At 71.9% G+C, this 18,138-nt stretch carries 6 protein-coding genes; 5 read left to right on the top strand and 1 reads right to left on the bottom strand.

Annotated features, from left to right (window positions below; genetic code table 11):
• Window positions 1-38 precede the first annotated feature (38 nt).
• From VPH43_RS20740 to VPH43_RS20750, 3 genes are read left to right on the top strand one after another with little or no spacing between them, the layout of a single operon-like run.
• Window positions 39-12,590: a non-ribosomal peptide synthetase/type I polyketide synthase gene (locus tag VPH43_RS20740; RefSeq protein ID WP_328579659.1), complete on the top strand. Its 12,552-nt coding sequence runs from the start codon at window positions 39-41 to the stop codon at window positions 12,588-12,590.
• Between the two features lie 10 nt (window positions 12,591-12,600).
• Window positions 12,601-13,407: a serine aminopeptidase domain-containing protein gene (locus VPH43_RS20745; protein ID WP_328579660.1), complete on the top strand. Its 807-nt coding sequence runs from the start codon at window positions 12,601-12,603 to the stop codon at window positions 13,405-13,407.
• A complete protein-coding gene (locus VPH43_RS20750; RefSeq protein WP_328579661.1) occupies window positions 13,404-14,255 on the top strand; it encodes a serine aminopeptidase domain-containing protein in 852 nt (283 codons plus the stop codon). Before VPH43_RS20745 ends, VPH43_RS20750 begins: the two co-directional genes overlap by 4 nt.
• A gap of 3 nt (window positions 14,256-14,258) precedes the next feature.
• On the opposite strand, the gene VPH43_RS20755 is transcribed toward VPH43_RS20750, so the two are convergent.
• Window positions 14,259-16,082: a CocE/NonD family hydrolase gene (locus VPH43_RS20755; RefSeq protein WP_328579662.1), complete on the bottom strand. Its 1,824-nt coding sequence runs from the start codon at window positions 16,080-16,082 to the stop codon at window positions 14,259-14,261.
• 187 nt (window positions 16,083-16,269) lie between these two features.
• Between VPH43_RS20755 and VPH43_RS20760 the strand changes: the two genes are divergently transcribed.
• Window positions 16,270-17,016, top strand: a complete 747-nt coding sequence (locus tag VPH43_RS20760) for a 4'-phosphopantetheinyl transferase family protein (protein WP_328579663.1) — start codon at window positions 16,270-16,272, stop codon at window positions 17,014-17,016.
• Window positions 17,017-17,261: 245 nt separating this feature from the next.
• The gene (dapA, locus tag VPH43_RS20765) at window positions 17,262-18,137 is read left to right on the top strand and encodes a 4-hydroxy-tetrahydrodipicolinate synthase (protein ID WP_328579664.1); all 876 of its coding nucleotides are present in this window, start codon (window positions 17,262-17,264) and stop codon (window positions 18,135-18,137) included.
• Window position 18,138: the final 1 nt, after the last annotated feature.

Raw genomic sequence — 18,138 nt, forward strand, 5'->3', positions numbered from 1 at the left:
CTCATCGGGGGAGGTGGCACAACGAAGGAGGAGATGCCATGTCGAACGCGACGGCGTTGCCCGAGCCGGGCAGCCAGGCATCCACCCCACCGCCGCTTCGGCACTGGCTGCGCCAAGCGGCCGCCGCCTTTGCACACCAGCCGGCGATCGAGGCGCCCGACGCGCGCCTGGACCATGCCCAGTTGGAGCAGCAGGTGCTGGCCCTGTCACGGGCCTTGCGCGAGGCCGGCATCGGCGCCGGTGACCGCGTGGCCATCGCGGCCGCCCGCAGCGCTTCCACCATCATCGCCATCCTGGCGGCCGTGGACGCCGGCGTCGCGTACGTGCCGCTGGACCTGGCTTACCCGGCCGAGCGCCTGGCCGCGATGCTGGACGACGCGAAGCCCCGCGCGGTGCTCGGAGATGCCGATGCGCTGGCCACCCTGACCGGCCTGGTGGGCCCGGTGGCCACGCTGCAGGCGCCGGGGCCGCGCGGCGACAGGCTGCACGGCGCCGAGGACGACCTCACCTACGTGCTGTTCACTTCCGGCTCCACCGGCCGGCCCAAGGGCGTGGCGATGGGTGCCATGCCGCTGCGCCACCTGATCGCCTGGCATGCGGCGCATCCCCGCCTGGGGCAGGCGGCCCGCACGCTGCAGTTCGCCCCGCTCTCCTTCGACGTTCATGCGCAGGAAATCTTTTCCACGCTGGCCTGTGGCGGCACCCTAGTGCTGCTGCCGGAGGCGCAACGGCGTGACCCCGCGCAGCTGCATGCCGCGCTGGTGGCGCACCGCATCGAGCGCATCTTCGTGCCCTACGTCGCACTGCAGATGGTGGCTGACGCATCGCGCGAAGCGGTGCCTGCGTCCTTGCGCGACGTGGTGAGCGCCGGGGAGCAGCTGCAGATCACGCCGGCGATCCGCTCGATGTTCCTGCGGCTGCCCGGCGCCGAACTGCACAACCACTACGGCCCGACCGAGTCGCATGTGGTCACCGCCCACGAACTGCGCGGCGATGCGTCCCACTGGCCCGAGATCCCGCCGATTGGCGCGCCGTTGCCGCATGTGCGGCTGGCCATCCGGGACGCGGACAGCGGGCAGTTGCTGCCCCGCGCCGCGGCCGACACCACCGGCGAACTGCTGCTCGGCGGTGACACGCTCGCGCACGGCTACCTGGGCCGGCCCGAGTTGACGGCCGAGCGCTTCCGCGACGATTTGCCCGGCCTGCCCGGCCGCTGGTACGTGAGCGGCGACCTGGTGCGCCGCGCGGCCGACGGCGTGTGCAGCTACCTGGGCCGCGCGGACCAGCAGCTGAAAGTCGATGGCTTTCGTATCGAGCCGGGCGAGATCGAACTTGCGCTCATGGCGCACGAGGCGGTCAAGGAGGCGGTGGTCACCGCGCCCGAGCTGCCCGGCATCGGCCGGCAGCTGGTGGCCCACCTGGTGTTGCGCTCGCCGGCCGCGCCCGCCCTGCCCGCGCTGCTGCGCAGCCACTTGCGCGAGCGCATGCCGGAGTACATGGTTCCGGTGCGCTACGTGGTGCTGGACCGCCTGCCCACCACGCCCAGCGGCAAGATCGACCGGCGCGGCCTGCCGCTGCCGCAGGTGGAGGCGGTCCAGGCAGGCGCCGACCCGCTTCTGCTGGTGCGCTCGCTGTGGCAGGACCTGCTCGGCCAAAACGACTTCACCGACGAGCACAACCTGTTCGACCTGGGTGCCCGCTCCTTGCTGGTGCTGCGCTTCGTCGCCCGGCTCAAGGAGCAGGGCATCACGTCGGTCGGCGTGGCGGACGTGTACGACCGCCCCACCGTGGCGGGCATCGCGGGTGTGCTGACGGGCGCCTCTGCGCGGCGCGGCCCGCAGCCGCGGCAGGCAGGTCCGGCGGGCAGCACCACCGCCGGCATCGCGATCGTGGGCATGGCCACGCGCACGGCGGATGCGCCGGACGTCGCCGCCTTCTGGAACGACCTGCTGGCCGGCCGCGAAGGCATTCGGCACTTCGCACCGCATGAGCTCGATCCCGACGTGCCCCAGGAGGTGCGCAGCCGCCCCAACTTCGTGCCGGCGCGTGGCGTGTTGCAGGGGGCGGCCGATTTCGACGCTTCGTTTTTCGGCCTGTCCGCCCGCGACGCCACCCTGATCGATCCGCAGCAGCGCCTGCTGCTGGAGCTGAGCTGGACGGCGCTGGAGCATGCCGGCATCGACCCCACGCGGGGTGCGCAGCGCATCGGCGTCTATGCCGGCACGGCGAACAACAGCTACGTGGCCGCCCTGCGCCGGGAGCAGCCCGAGCTGGTGCAGCAGGCGGGCGAGTTCGCCACCATGCTGGCCAGTGAGAAGGACTATGCCGCCACCCGGGTGGCCCACCGCCTCAACCTGAACGGCCCAGCCGTCAGCGTGCACACCGCCTGCTCCACCGGCCTGGTGGCCGTGGCGCAGGCCTGGCATGCCCTGGCCAGCGGGCAGTGCGACGTGGCCCTGGCCGGCGGCACCACCGTGCTGGTGCCGCAGGAAGGCGGCTACCTGCATGTCGAGGGCGGCATGGAATCGGCCGACGGCCACTGCCGGCCCTTCGATGCCGACGCCAGCGGCACCGTGTTCGGCAGCGGTGGCGCGGTGGTGGTGCTCAAGCGCCTGGAAGACGCGCAAGCCGACGGCGACACCATCTATGCGGTGATCCGCGGCGTCGGCGTCAACAACGACGGCGCCGACAAGGCCAGCTTCACCGCGCCCAGCGTGAGCGGCCAGGCCGGGGCCATCCGCATGGCGCTGGACCATGCGGGGGTCACCGCCCGACAGATCGGTTATGTGGAGGCGCACGGCACCGGCACCGCGCTGGGCGACCCGATCGAAGTGGCGGCCCTTACCCGGGCCTGGCGTGAAGACACTGCCGACACGCAGTTCTGCCGCCTCGGGTCACTGAAGGGCAACCTCGGCCACACGGTGGCCGCAGCCGGCGTGCTGGGGCTCATCAAGGCGGCGCTGTCGCTGCACCGCGGCGTCATCCCGGCCACGCTGCACTACCGCAGGCCCAACCCGCAGATCGACTTCACGGCCACGCCGTTCCAGGTGCTGGGCAGCAACACCGCCTGGCCGCGCACGGCGGTGCCACGCCTGGCCGCCGTCAGCTCCTTCGGTGTGGGTGGCACCAACGCGCATGCGGTGCTGGAGGAAGCGCCGGTACCGGCCACGCAGCCGGCGCAGGACGGCCAGCACCCGTGGCTGCTGCCGCTGTCCGCCAAGTCGGCGCCCGCAGCGCTGCAGCGGGCCCGCGAACTGGCCGAGCACCTGGAGTCCCATCCGCATCTGGCACTGGCCGACGTGGCCGCCACCCTGATGCGCGGGCGCACGCCCATGGCGCACCGGCTGGCCGTCGCGGCGCGCGATGTTGCCGGCGCGGTGAAAGCGCTGCGCGGGGCCAGGACGGCCACGGCGGCAGCGAGCCAGCCGCGGCTGGTGTTCCTGTTCCCCGGCCAGGGGTCGCAGCATCCCGGCATGGCGCGTGGCCTGTACGAGCAGGCACCTGCCTTCCGTGAGGCGCTGGATCGCTGCCTGGCCATCGCGCAGCCCCTGCTGCCGGCCGACCTGCACGGCTGGCTGGTGACCGCCGACCCTGGCGATGCGGAAGCGGCCGCCCTGCTCGCCCAGACGCGGCATGCACAACCAGCGCTGTTCAGCATGTCGTATGCACTGGCCGCCTGGCTCGACAGCCTGGGGGTGCGGCCGGACGCCTTCATCGGCCACAGCATCGGCGAGCTCGCCGCCGCTTGCCGCGCCGACGTGATGTCGCTGGAAGACGCCATGGTGATGGTGGTGGCGCGCGGCCAGGCCATGTTCGAGCAAGCACCGGGCGCCATGCTGGCTGTGCGCGCCGGCGCGGACGTGGTGGCGAAGCGGTTGCCGCCCGGCGTGGAGATCGCCAGCCTCAACGCGCCGCAGCTCACCGTGGTGGCCGGCCCGCAAGCGGCCATCGACGCCTTCGCCCAGGCGTTGGAAGCCGACGAGCTGGGCACCACCCGGCTGAAGGTGTCGCACGCCTTCCACAGCGCCGCCATGGACGCCGCCCTGCCGCGCATCCAGGCGGCCGTGGCACGCGCGCGCCTGCAACCGCCGCGGCTGCCGGTGTACTCCTGCGTGTCGGGTGCGCCCTTGCAGCCGCACGAGGCCACCGACCCGGCCTACTGGGCGCGCCAGGTGCGTGCGCCGGTCCGGTTCAGCGCTGCCGTGCAGGCCGAGCTGGCCGGCTCGCGTGACACCGTGTTCGTCGAAGTCGGTCCCGGCCAGGCGCTGACCGCGCTGCTGCGCCAGCACCGCACGGCGCGCAACACGGTGCCCACCATCGTGCCGCTGCTGGGCGCTGCCAACACCCCGGGCGACGCCGCCCTGCACGCCGTGGACGCGGTGGGCGCGCTGTGGTGTGCCGGCGTGTCGCTGGCCTGGCCGGTGGCCGCCAGCGCCCGCCGCGTGCCGCTGCCGACCTACCCCTTCCAGCGCGAACGCCACTGGTTCGCGCGCCGCATTTCCACCACCGCCGCGGCCCATGTCGCGGCCGCGCCGCACGCGTCCCTGCCTGCGGCTGCACGAGCACCCGAGGTTGCACCCGCCATGAGCCGACTTCCCCGCCTGGCCCAGGAACTCCAGCGCCTGCTGGGCGACGTGTCCGGCGTCGCCCCGGAAGATATCCAAGGCGACGCGACCTTCGTCGACCAGGGCCTGGACTCGCTGTCGATGACGCAGGCGGCGCTGGAGCTGGACCGGGTGTTCGGCATCAAGCTGCGCTTTCGCCGGCTGATGGAAGACCTGGACACCATCGACCGGCTGGCCGCCTTCCTGGATGCGGAACTGCCGGTGGACCGGTTCGCACCGGCGGCACCGGCACCGGCATCGGCACCCGAGCCGGCTCCAGCCGCCGTCGCAACGGCCGCCGGCACGCTGTCGCCAAGTGGCCTGCCAGCCGTGGCCCCGGCGCTTCAAGCCCCGGCGCTGCACAGCGGCGACCCGCTGCACCAGCTGGTGCAGCAGCAACTGAGCGTCATGTCCCAGCAGCTGGCCCTGTTGTCAGGCCGTCCGGCCGTCGCCGCTTTGCCGGTCCCGGCCACGGTCGCTGGTGCGGCGGCCACGCCGGCCGTGGCGGCTGCCGCGCCCACACCAGCCGCTGCAACGCCGGCGGACCCCGCACAGCCGGGCATCAAGGCGCTGGTGGACAAGCCATTCGGCGCCTCCGCCCGCATCACGCTGGACACGCAGCAGGACTTCACGCCCGAGCAGCGCCGCTGGCTCGACGACTTCGTCGCCCGCTACAACGCCCGTTCCGGCCAGTCCAAGCGCTTCAGCCAGCAGCACCGCAAGGTGATGGCCGACCCGCGCGTGGTCACCGGCTTCAACCCGCTGTGGAAGGACCTGGTCTACCCGATCGTGGCCGACCGCTCCAAGGGCGCGCGGCTGTGGGACCTGGACGGCAACGAATACATCGACCTGCTGTCCTGTTTCGGCGCCAACCTGCTGGGCTACCAGCCCGACGAGCTGGTCAACGCGATGGTGGAGCAGTTGCAGCGCGGCATCGAGGTGGGGCCCCAGCACCCGATGGCTGCCGAGGTGGCGCAGCTGATTTCCGAGTTCACCGGCATGGAGCGGGTGGCGTTCTGCAACACCGGCTCGGAGGCGGTGATGGGTGCGATGCGCATCGCCCGCACCGTCACCGGCCGCAAGACGATCGCCATCTTCACCAACTCGTACCACGGCATCTTCGACGAAGTGATCGTGCGCGGCACCAAGCAGCTGCGCTCGCTCTCGGCCGCACCGGGCATCCTGGCCAACGCGGTGGAGAACGTGCTGGTGCTCGACTGGAACAGCGAGGACTCCTTGCGTGTGCTGCGCGAGCGCGGCCACGAGCTGGCGGCGATCATGACCGAGCCGATCCAGAACAAGTACCCCACGGTGCAGCCGCGCGAGTTCGTGCAGTCGCTGCGCCGCATTGCCGACGAGGCCGGCTGCGCGCTGATCTTCGACGAGGTGGTCACCGGTTTCCGCGTCGCACCCGGCGGTGCACAGGAGTTCTACGGCGTGCGCGCCGACCTGGCCACCTACGGCAAGATCATCGGCGGCGGCCTGCCCTTCGCCGCCATCGGCGGCAGCTCGCGCTGGCTGGATGCACTGGACGGCGGACATTGGCAGTACGGCGACGACTCGTACCCCGAAGCCGGCGTCACCTACTTCGCCGGCACCTTCGTGCGCCATCCGTTGGCGCTGGTTGCCGCACGGGCATCGCTGCTGCACCTGAAGCGCGGCGGGCGCGAGCTGTACCGCGTGCTCAATGCCCGCACGCAGAGTCTGATCGACCGGCTGAACACCGCGTTCGCAGTGCGTGGCGCGCCGGTGAAGGCGGTGCACTGCAGCTCGCTGTGGCGCCTGTCCTGGGACGACGGCCAGAAGTACGTCAGCCTCTTCTACTACCTGTGCCGCTTCCACGGGCTGCACCTGTACGAGCAGTTCGGCCACTTCGTGACCGAGGCGATGGGCGAGGCCGAGCTCGACCGCATCTTCCAGGTCTTCACCGAGGCGCTCGACGAGCTGATGGCGCTGGGTTTCATCGCCGCCCGCGAGGGCACACCGCCGCCGTCGGGCGGCCGCCAGCGGCCGGGGCTGTCGGAGGCGCCGCTCACGCCAGGGCAGACCGAGCGCTGGCTGGCCGCGAGCTTCGATGCCAACGCACGCCGGGCGCTGAACGAGTCGCTGTGCCTGTCGTTGAGCGGGCCGGTCGACACTGCGGCGTTGACGCAGGCCTTGGCCGACGTGCTGGCGCGCCATGAGGCCTTCCGGGTGTGCTTCGACAGTGACGAACCGCGCCAGCGGCTGGCCGAACGCACGCCGCTGCGGGTGCATCCGGTGGACCTGCGCCACGAGGCGGACGCCGACGCCGCACTGGCGCGCTTCTGCGACGACGCCAGCCTCACCGACTTCCCGCTTGACCAGGCGCCACTGGCCCGCGCCAGCCTGCTGCAGCTGTCCGACGGCCGCTGCGTGGTGCACCTGGTGACCAGCCACCTCATCTTCGACGGCTGGGCCACACCGGTCTTCCTGGCCGACCTGGCCGAGGCGTATCGCGCCCGCAGCATCGGCCTGGCGCCCCACTGGCCGCCGGCAGAGTCGCCGCTGCAGTTCGGCGCCGACGAGTGGGCCCGCGCCGAAGGGCCGCAGGGCCAGGCCGCACTGGCGCACTGGACACGCGTGCTGGCCAACCCGCCCGCCCCCCTGGCGCTGGGCGACCGCCAGCCGCCGGCGGTGCGGCGCTATGCCGGCGACACGGTGCGCGCACGCTTCGACGCCCACGTGCTGGCCGGCCTGCAGCGCACTGCACGGCAGCACAAGTCCACCTTGTTCCAGGTGCTGCTGGCCGCCGTGTCGCAGATGGTGCAGCGGCTGACGCAGCGCGAGGACTTCGTCATCAGCATCCCCTACGCCAGCCAGAGCCTGCAGCGTCATGGCCCTCTCGTGGCCGACGGCGTGCTGGACCTTCCGCTGCGCCTGCGCGCCCGGGCGGGAGAAGCGTTCCCCTCGGTGCTGGCCTTTGCCCGCGAACAGCTGATGGACGCGCTGGAGCAGCCGCTGGCCACGCAAGGCAGCGTGGCGCGCGCGCTCGGCCTGCCCAGCGCGGGCAACCGCCCGCCGCTGACCGGCGTGTTCTTCAACCTGAACCCGCGCCTGGACGTGCGCGGCTTCGAACCGCTTCACGCCCGAGTGCACGAGGGCCGCAAGCTCGGGCTGCTGAGCGAGGTGATCTTCAACTTCTACGAGCTGCCCGACGGCTTGAGCCTGGACCTGCACCACAGCACGGAGTTCTTCAGCGCCGAACGCGCCGGCGAGCTGGTGCGGCAGCTGCAGGCAGTGCTGGATGAGGTGGTTGCACAAGTCCCGGCCGTTGCTGCCGCCGCGCCCGCACTTCCCATACCTGTGCCCGTGCCCGCACCTGCGCCGGCTCCTGCACCGGCCGCCCAAGCCGGTCCCCTGCCGGCCCACGACCTGGAACGCCTGGCGCGCTGGAACGCCACCGAAACGCCCTACGAAACGGGGCTGAGGCTGGGTGACCTCATCGCACGCACGGTGCAGCGCCAACCTGACGCCATCGCGGTGCGCTTCGAGGGCCGCGCCGTCACCTATGCCGAGCTCGACCGCATGGCATGGGCGTTGGCCCACCGGCTGCGGGGTCTCGGCGTGAAGCCGGGCGACCTGGTCGGCGTGTGCCTGGACCGCAGCGTGGAGCTCGTGGCGGCGCTGGTCGGCGTGGTCTACAGCGGCGGCGCCTATGTGCCGGTGGACCCGGCCTACCCGCGCGAGCGCGTGGCCCACATGTGCGAAGACGCACGGCTGCAGGTGGTGGTCACACGCGAAGCCGAATGTGCACGCGCCGGCACGGCGTTCCCGGCCACCGCCCATCGGGTGATGATGGACGCAGCGCTGCTGTCCGGCCCCACGACGTCGGGCCTGGTCGGTTCGCCCGAGGACCCGGCCTACGTGATCTTCACCTCCGGCTCCACCGGGCGGCCCAAGGGCGCGATGAACGCGCACAAGGGCATCGTGAACCGGCTGCAGTGGATGCAGCAGGAATACCGCCTCACGCCCGAGGACCGCGTGATCCAGAAGACGCCCTACAGCTTCGACGTGTCGGTGTGGGAGTTCTTCTGGCCGCTGATGACCGGCGCCACCATCGTGGTGGCGCGCCCCGATGGCCACAAGGACGCCGGCTACCTGGCGCAGCTGATCGCCGACGAAGCGGTGACCGTGCTGCACTTCGTGCCGTCGATGCTGCGGCTGTTCCTGGAAGAGCCGCGCGGCGAACAATGCCGCTCGGTGCGGCAGGTGCTGTGCTCCGGCGAGGCGCTGCCGCTGGATGCGGTGGACCGCTTCTTCGAGGTGCTGCCGCATGCGCGCCTGGGCAACCTCTACGGCCCCACCGAAGCCGCGGTGGACGTCACCTGCTGGAACTGCGTGCCGGGCGACCCGCGCCGCATCGTGCCCATCGGCCGCCCCATCGCCAACACGCGCATGTACGTGCTCGGCGAGCAGCTGGAGCTGCTGCCGGTGGGCCAGGAGGGTGAGCTCTACATCGGCGGCGTGCAGGTGGGCATGGGCTACGTGTCCCGGCCGGACCTGACGCGCGAGCGCTTCCTGCCCGACCCGTTCAACCCGGGCGGGCGCATGTACAAGACGGGCGACGTGGGGCGTTGGCTGGACGACGGCGCGATCGAATACCTGGGGCGCGCCGACGACCAGGTGAAGATCCGCGGCAACCGCATCGAGCTGGGCGAGATCGAAGCCACCTTGCTCAAGCATCCGCAGGTCGCGCACTGCGTGGTGGTGGCGCGCGACTTCGGCGGTGGCGACGTGCGCCTGGTGGCCTATGGCGTCGCCCGAGGCGGCTGGCCGGACGCCGTTTCGCTGAAGGCGCACCTGGCCGCCAGCCTGCCGGAATACATGCTGCCGCAGCACTATGTGCAGTTGGCGGAAATGCCGCTGCTGCCCAACGGCAAGATCAACCGCAAGGCCCTGCCCGCGCCCAACGACCCCGCACCGACCACTGGCGCCGCCGCGCCGCGCAACGAGCTCGAAGCCACGCTGGCGGAGGTGATGCGCGGCATGCTGAAGGTGAAGGCGCTGGGCATCGACGACGATTTCTTCGCGATGGGCGGCCATTCGCTGCTGGCGGCGCGCGTGATCGCGCAGTTGAACAAGCAGCTGGGCACCACGCTCACGCTGCGGTCGCTGTTCGAGGCGCCCACCGTGGCCCGGCTGGCGGCCGCCATCGAGGCGCAGCGTGGCGGCGGCCGCGGCGCACCGGTGCGTGCGCCCATCGTCCACCGCGCCGACCAGCGCGTCGCGCCACTCACCTTGATGCAGGAGCGTGTGCGCTTCATCGAGGAAATGCAGCCGGGCCGCGTGGTCTACAACGCGCCGTCGGCCCACCGCCTGAAGGGCACCATGGATGTGGTGGCCTTCGACAAGGCCTTCACCGAAATGGTCCGCCGCCAGCCCGCATTGCGCACTTCCATCGTTCGCGAAGGCGGCGGCTGGGTGCAGCGTGTGGACGACGACGTCAGCACGAGCCTGCTGCCGCTGGAAGACCTGGGCGCGCTGCCGCCAGCCGAGCGCGAGGCGGTGCTGATGCAGCGCCTGGAGTCGCTGACGGCCCAGACCTTCACCCTCTCCGAAGGGCCGCTGTTCCGCGCACGCCTGTTCCGGCTGGCCGACGATGAACACGCGCTGTTCTTCATGACGCACCACGTCATCTGGGATGGCTGGTCGTTCGACGTGCTGTACCAGGAGATCTCCGCGCTGTACGACAGCTACCTCGCCGGACGCGCGCCCGGCCTGCCGCCGCTGCCCGTGACCTATGGCGACTTCGCCGCCTGGCACAACGAGTGGCTGCAAAGCGACGAGCTGAAGGACCAGGTGGCGTACTGGAAGTCGCAGTACGCCAAGGGCGCGATGCCGCGTCCGCTGGCCGGCGACTTCCCGCGCGAGCTGGCAGGCCAGGGACGCGGTGCCACCGAATGGATGCACCTGCGCACCGAGCAGGTGGAGCAGGTGCGCGAGATCGCCATGCAGACCGGCAGCACCCTGAGCATCGTGGTGCTGTCGGTCTATGCCGCCTTGATGTCCCAGTGGCTGCGCGACCCCTGCCCCGCCATCGGCATGCCGGTGCGCGGGCGCAGCGCGGCCGAGCTCGAGGGCGTGATGGGCTTCTTCAACAACATGCTGCCCATCCGGCTGGCGGTGGACACCGAGGCTAGTTGCCTCGACTGGATTCGCTCCGTGCGCAAGACCATGGTGGATGGCTTCGCCAGCCAGGACGCGCCCTTCGAGCTGCTGGCCCAGGAGCTGGACAGCGGCCAGCCCGGCCGTTCCACGCTCTACCAGGTGATGTACTCGTTCCAGGACGCACGCGCCCGCCCCACCGGCTGGGGCCCACTTGCCCACGAACGCATTCCGCTGCTGCAAAAGGGCGCCACCGAGGATGTGAACCTGTGGATGGTGGAGGTGCCCGGCGGCATCGAAGGCGGCGTGCAGTACAACGCCGACCTGCTGCTGCCGGCCACCGCCGCGGCCCTGCGCGACCGCCTGCTGGCGATGCTGGCCGACCTGGTGCGCGACCCCACGCAGCCGGTGCGCCGGCTGCTCGCCATCCGTCCGGAAGAACAGGTCCTGGTGGACGGCTGGTCCCGTGGCGATGCGCTGGCCGTGGTGGCTGCCGTGGACCCGCTGGACACGATCGCAACCCGCATCGAGGCCGAGCCGGACCATGTGGCGCTGCAGGCTGGAGGCGCGAGCCTGAGCTATCGGGAGCTCGGTGTCCGCCTGGCCCGGGCGCAGGCGCAGCTGGGCCCGGCGGTGCCGGCCGGTACCCTGGCCGCCGTGGCGATGGCGGATCCCATCGCCCGCATCGTGGCCGCGCTGGCGCTGCTGCGCGCTGGCGCAAAGTGCGTCTTCATCGACGCCGGGACACCGGCAGCCGCGTTGCACAAGCGCGGCGTCGAGGTGGTGGTGGGCGCGGACCCGGCGGGTTCGCTCACCGTCGCGGCGCCGTCCGCCGGGCCGTCGACCGACACCACGTCGGACCCGGCCTTGCCCGCGCTGCCGGTGGACCGGCGCGCGCTGGCCGCACTGTGCGGCGCGCTGTCGCGCGACGTGCGGCTGCTGGCCGGCGACCGGGTGCTGTGCATCGACGACGGTGCCCACGGCATGGCGCTGGTGCAGGCGGTGATGGCGCTGGCCGCCGGCGCACAGCTGCAGTTCGCACCCGCCGCGCTGGCACAACAGCCCGAAGCGCTCGCCCGGCGCGTGCGCGACGAGCCGATCGCCATGCTGCGCCTGGACGCCTCCGCCTGGACCGGGCTGCTGGATGCGGCGGGCAACGCATCGCTGCCACTGGTGGCGTGGCTGGAGGCCACCGAATCGACCCCCCAGCTGGTGCAGGCGCTGCTGCAGGCGGATGCTACGGTGATCGGCCATTGCCGGCCGACCCTGGTCGACGTGCCCGTGGCAGCCGGCGTGCTGTCATCGGCGCGCGACAGCGGGCTGGCGGGCCGGCCGCTGCTGCCCGGCGTTCTGCGGGTGGTGGACGATTCGGGCGCATTGATGCCGCCCGGTGTGCCTGGCGCCTTGCAGTGCGTGTCGGACGGTGCGGCCGCGTCACTGCCCCTGGTGGCCCGCTGGCGCACCGACGGACTGTTGCAGATGCTGGTCGACGGTGAGCCCGCCCTCAGGCGGCCGCGCCAGCGCCCGGCCGGCGCAAGCGCGCCGCAAGCCCCGGCGCTCACGCCCACCGAACAGGCGCTGGCCGAGGTGTGGCGCGAGCTGCTGGGCCTGCAGGAGGTGCATGCCGGCGACAACTTCTTCGAGCTGGGCGGCACCTCGCTGCTGGCGATGCAGGCCGTCGCCCGGCTGGAGCAGCGCATCGGCAAGCAGGTGAGCCCGCGCCGCTACGTCATCGAGACGCTGTCGCAGCTGGCCGCGGCCTACGACGCGCCCGCGACCCCGGCCGCCGCTGCCACGACCGAGCCGCCGAAGCGGTCCGGCGTGATGCGGCGCTTGGCCCGGCTGGTGCAAGGCGGCTGACCCACGCGCCATGGACCTCTCCATCCGACGTTTCGGCGCCCCGGCCCGCGGCGTGGTGGGCGTGCACCAGGCCGCCGCCGGCGCCCGCCGTGCCCGCGTGCTGCTGTGCCGCCCGCTCGGCCAGGAGGCCACCCGCACGGCGACCATCTTTCGCGTGGTGTCCGACCGGCTGTCGCGCGAAGGTTGCGACGTGCTGCGGTTTGATCACCACGGCACCGGCGATTCGCCCGGCGAAGAAGCCGACCAGCATCTCGACGGCTGGGTGGACGACACCCTGGCCGCACACGCCGAGCTGGCGCCGGAGCCCGGCATGCCGGCGTTCTGGTTCGGCATGGGACTGGGGGCCACGCTGGCCTTGAAGGCGGCCCTTCGCACCCGCCATCCGCCGCAGCACCTGCTGCTCTGGGAGCCGGTGCTGGACGGCCGCGCCTATGTGCAGGCGCTGCTGGCATCGCACCGCGCCGAGCTGGCGCGCGAATTCGGCCTGCCCTGGGGCCGGCTGCTGCGGCTGGGCAAGGTGAGCGAGCCCGCCGTGCCGGGCGACGTGCTCGGCTTCCATATGGGTGGGCGCTTGGCGCAGGACCTCAACGGCCTGAAGCTGTCGGCCGCGCCGGCCTTGCGCCGCGGCATGCGCGTCACCTGCGCCATCCATGCCGACCAGCGGCCGCTGCTGGCCGACTGCCCGAACGACGACCCTCACTTCATGCAGCACATCGTTGAACACCGCATCGACTGGCATTCCAGCCAGGCGCAGGGCACGGCGATCGTGCCGCCCGACCTGTTGAACCTGCTGCTGGCCGCCCTGCCCCGTCGATGATCGAGCACACCATCGTCCTGGGTGCCGACCGGCATCTGGTGGCCACCCTCACCACACCGGCCGGCTCGCAGCCGCCACCCATGGTGGCGGTGCTCACCAATTCCGGCGTCATTCCGCGCAGCGGCCCGCATCGCATGAACGTGCACCTGGCACGCCGCTTTGCCGCGCTGGGCATCCCCTCGATTCGCTTTGACATGAGCGGCCTGGGCGACAGCCGGCGCGCCAGCGGATCGCTTCCGGCGGTGCAGCAGTGGGTGGCCGATACGCGCGCGGCGATGGACACGGCACAGGCCCAGTTCGGCTGCGACCGCTTCCTGATGGTCGGCTTCTGCTCCGGTGCCGAGGTGGCGCACCTGGTGGGCCTGGAAGACACCCGGCTGCGCGCGGCGCTGTTGTGGGACCTGTACGCCTACCCCACGCTGCAGTCGCGCCTGCGCAGCCTGCTCTATCGCGTGCGCCGGGCAGGGCCGCGCGCGATGCTGCAGAAGCTGGGGCAGCGCCTGGCTGGCCTGCTGCAGCGCGGCTCGGCGGCAGCAGGCGAAACAACCGAGGCCGTCGTGGTGTCCACCGCACCGGCCAAGCCGGAGTTCGCCGGCCGCGTGCGCCGCCTGGTGGACCGCGGCATGGAGCTGATGTTCATGTACTCCGGTGGCGAGCCGGTGTGGTTCAACTACCGCGGGCAGTTCCGCGACAGCTTCGGCCGCTGCGGCTTCGTCGACCGGGTCGCCTTCGACATGCTGGAAGACGCCGACCACCTGCTCACCCGCGCGCCGGCACAGCAGGCCTTCATCGACTCCACGCTCCAGTGGCTGCACGCGCGGGTGCTGCCGCGCCACGGCACCGCATAGGCGCTAGCGGGCGGGCACCGGGTCGTCGAGCACCGGCAGCTCCACATAGGCCACATCATTCGGCCCGTGGTGCACCGTGTTGCGCGCCACCACGCCGGTGGACTCGTTGTGGTTGCGACCCCCAGTGTTGAGGTTGCGCTCCAGCCGCGGGAAGCTGCTGCTGGCCACGTGCAGCCGCAGCCGATGGCCGGCCGGCAGGCGGTAGGCCATGGAGCGCATCAGCACCGTCACCGCATACGGCTGGCCGGGCTGCATGAGCTGCGGCCGGTCGATGCCGTCGCGGTAGCGCGCCCTCAGCGCACCCTCCTGGATATTGGTGGCCCGGCCATCGGGCCACACATGCACCAGCCGCACCACGAAATCGGTGTCGGGCGCGGTGGACGACACCGTGAGCCTTGCCTTCAGCGGGCCGGCCAGGCGCAGCGGCCGATCCAGCGGCGCCGAGGTATAGACCAGCACATCGTCGCGTTTTTCCACCTCGGCCTGGTCCACCGGGCCGGCCAGGTCATGTGGGTTGCCGGTGCAGCACACCGGCCCGCCGCGCGAGGGCACGGGCGAGGCCGGGTCGTGGCGGTAGCTGTCGGAGGCCGCTGCGGCCGGGCCCTGCGCCGGCCGCAGCAGCGACAGCACGCCGTCCCCACCACGCCCGTTGGCCCGCCCGCCGCTGGACAGATGCCAGCGTTCCAGGCGCGTACCTTCCGGCGGCCAGGTGCCCGAGGACAGCCAGCGGTCCTCGCCCACCACATAGAACTGGTAGGCCGGCAGGCCGGCCAGCCCCTGGCCGCGTCCGCGCAGCTTCTGGTCGAACCATTGCAGATACCAGTCCTGGTAGGGCCGGTCGCTGTGGGGCACCTCCAGCTCGCCGAAGCGCCGTTCTTCCATCACGTCGACATGCTTGCAGTGGTTGCCCGCGGCGATCACCACATGCTGTTCCGGCGCCGCGCCCGGTGGCGCCTGCCGGCGCGCGAACTCGGCCAGCTGCAGCGTGGCATCGACCGTCTGGTCGCCCCAGGTATTGATCACCAGCGCGGGTGTGTCGATGCGGTCGCCCTGCGCGACATAGTTCAGGCGGTCCCATCCAGCGGCGCCCAGCGGCAGGCCGAGGAAGTCGTCCATCGCATTGCGACCCGGCTGCACCCGGGAGATCGCCTGGCTCACCGGCAGGGTGCGCAGCGCGGCGGCGATGTCCACGCCGTTCGCGCGCGCCTGGCCGCGATCGCGTGCGCCGTTCTCCAGGAACCAGCCGAAGCCGGTGGCCAGCTGGAACACCCCGCCTTCGAAGACACCGAAGTACTCGTGCCGTCCCATCGCCGAACCCAGGGCACCCCCGGCGCCCAGAGGGATCATCGCCGCATGCGCCGGGTGCCTTGCCCGCGCCAGCGCGTACTGCAGCTCGCCCAGCGCCGAGCAACCGAAGGTCCCCACCTTGCCGTTGGACCAGGGCTGCCGCGTGATCCAGTCCAGCGTGGCGGCGCCATCGGCGGTGGCCTGCTCCCACGGCGCGAACTCGCCACCGGAGCCGTACTTGCCGCGCACGTCCTGCACGAGGACGGCATAGCCGTGGGTGGCGAAGAAATCGCCCGCATAGAGCGCCTCGTGCTGGGCCAGCCGGTTGTAGGGCGTGCGCACCAGCACGGTGGCCAGCGGCTTCGTCGCATGGCGCGGCCGGTACAGGCTGGCGGCCAGCACGGTGCCGTCCGGCATGGGGATGCGCACCGCGTGGTCGATCTCGAAGCCGTGGATGAGTGCGCGCAAAGGCATCTGCCAGGCCATCGGCACACGGTCGCGCTGCGACCACACGGCACCCAGCGCGGCCGCGCCCAGCACCAACACTCCTGCGAGGGCGCGAACCCAACGTCCACCCTTGCCACCTTGCCGTCCGCTCACCGCTGCCCCTCGCTCGCTTTTTTGTGCGGCGCGAGCTTAGCAGTGCACACCCGGCCTGCACACCGCCCGGTCCGGTGGGACGGACAATCGGCGCTGGCGCGGTGGCGAACGCCATCGTGCCCTCCCGATGGACCACAGCCGCCTCCACCGCCCCTTCGATGACCCTGCCGCGCTGGCGCGGCGCTGCACACTGCCGGCTCCGGGCGACGTGCAGCTGTGGCTGGTGCACCTGCCCTCCCAGGCGGGCTGCGAGCCGCTTCACACGGCCTTGCTGATGAACGCAGAGATGCAGAAGGTGAACGCCAAGGCCACGGCCGCCTTGCGCCAGGCGGCGCTCGCTTCGCGCGCCACCCTGCGCATGGTCCTGGGCGGGCTGCTGGGCATTCCAGCGAGCGAAGTCGCCTTCACCAGCGGCCACCATGGCAAGCCGGCGCTGGCCGCCTGTCACCGCAGCCGGATCGAGTTCAACCTGTCGCACAGTGGCGACTACAGCGTGATCGCGGTAACAGACGGGCAAGCGGTCGGCGTGGACATCGAACAGGTGCGCCCGGTGCCCGAATGGCGGGAGATCGCCGCGTCGCACTTTTCGCCGCGCGAACGGCGGGTGCTGGAAGCTGGCGGGCCGGACGCCTTCTTTGCGTTGTGGACGGGCAAGGAGGCGCTGATCAAGGCCACGGGCGATGGGCTGGTGGATGACCTGCCGTCCTTCGACTCCGCCGCGGAGCCTGGCGCTTCGCGCTGGGAGGCCTGCACCACCGACGCAACCGGTATACGGCGCTGGAGCTTGTGCACGCTGGACGTACCCCCGGGATATGCCGGCTGCCTGGCCATCGAAGGCGCGCTCGGGCAGCTGCAATTCGCGCCGGGCCCCTAGAATGGCCGGCATGCCCTGCTCCGCCCCCACCGACCGCCTTGCGCCGCGCTGGCTTGCGCGCCCGGTGGCCGCCGGTGCATGCGCAGGCGCTTCGAAATCCAAAAAACAGCCGCTCGACTGACGGGAGCGCTGCTGCTGCCGTCGTCGACAGGGCGACGCGGCGGCCAGCCTCACAGGTCCATCCTTGGCGCGTTTCGCTCTCCGGCACGGCCCCACGCCGTCAACACTCTTGGAGAGATCGACCGATGACTTCCCCCCTCCTGCGCGGCATCTGGGTGCCGCTGGTGACACCCTTCACCGGCACGTCGGCCCAGGCTGTCGACCATGCCGGGCTGGCCCGCCTGGTCGCCTCCTTGCGTGAGACCGGCATCGCCGGCCTGGTGGTCTGCGGCAGCACCGGCGAGGCGGCGATGCTGTCGGACCAGGAACGCCGTGCGGTGCTGGACACCACGCTGGCAGCCGGCGCCGGACTGCCGGTGCTGATGGGCCTGAGCGGTGTCGCGACGCCGCAGGTGCGCGAGGACCTGCTGCGCTGGGCCGAGCAACCGGTGGCGGGTTTCCTGGTGTCGCCGCCCTACTACGTGAAGCCGTCGCAGGCCGGCATCGCGGATCACTACGCAGCGCTGGCCGACGCCTCGCCGCTGCCGATCGTGCTGTACGACATCCCCGGGCGCACCGGCGTGCGCATTGCCACCGACACCATGCTGGCGCTGGCCGCGCACGAGCGGATCGTGGGCGTGAAGGACTGCAGCGGCGACCTCGACCACCTGCAGGCGGTGTTGAGCGATGGCCGTCTCGCAGTGCTGTGCGGCGACGACCACCGCATCTTTGCGTCGCTGTGCCTGGGTGGCGCCGGCGCCATCGCCGCATCGGCGCACCTGCATCCGCAGCGTTTCGTCGAGTTGCAGCAGCTGGTGGACGAAGGCCGGCTCGCCGAGGCTCGTGCGCTGTGGCGCCGGCTCTGGCCGCTGACCACCGCCTTGTTCGAAGAGCCCAGCCCGGGCCCGCTGAAGGCTGCGCTGGCACCACTGCATGGGCTGCGCAACCAGCTGCGCCCGCCGATGACGCTGGCGAGCGCAGCGACCGAAGCGCTGGTGGCCAGGGCGCTGGAAGGCCTCTGAG

The organism is Ideonella sp. BN130291, assembly GCF_036231905.1.
GTDB lineage: Bacteria > Pseudomonadota > Gammaproteobacteria > Burkholderiales > Burkholderiaceae_C > CAMLIZ01.

What these genes read in the sequence shown, in the direction of transcription:
- VPH43_RS20740 (WP_328579659.1), top strand. Translation starts at nt 39, where the DNA reads ATGTCGAACGCGACGGCGTTGCCCGAGCCGGGCAGCCAGGCATCCACC.
- VPH43_RS20760 (WP_328579663.1), top strand. Translation starts at nt 16,270, where the DNA reads ATGGACCACAGCCGCCTCCACCGCCCCTTCGATGACCCTGCCGCGCTG.
- VPH43_RS20745 (WP_328579660.1), top strand. Translation starts at nt 12,601, where the DNA reads ATGGACCTCTCCATCCGACGTTTCGGCGCCCCGGCCCGCGGCGTGGTG.
- VPH43_RS20750 (WP_328579661.1), top strand. Translation starts at nt 13,404, where the DNA reads ATGATCGAGCACACCATCGTCCTGGGTGCCGACCGGCATCTGGTGGCC.
- dapA (WP_328579664.1), top strand. Translation starts at nt 17,262, where the DNA reads ATGACTTCCCCCCTCCTGCGCGGCATCTGGGTGCCGCTGGTGACACCC.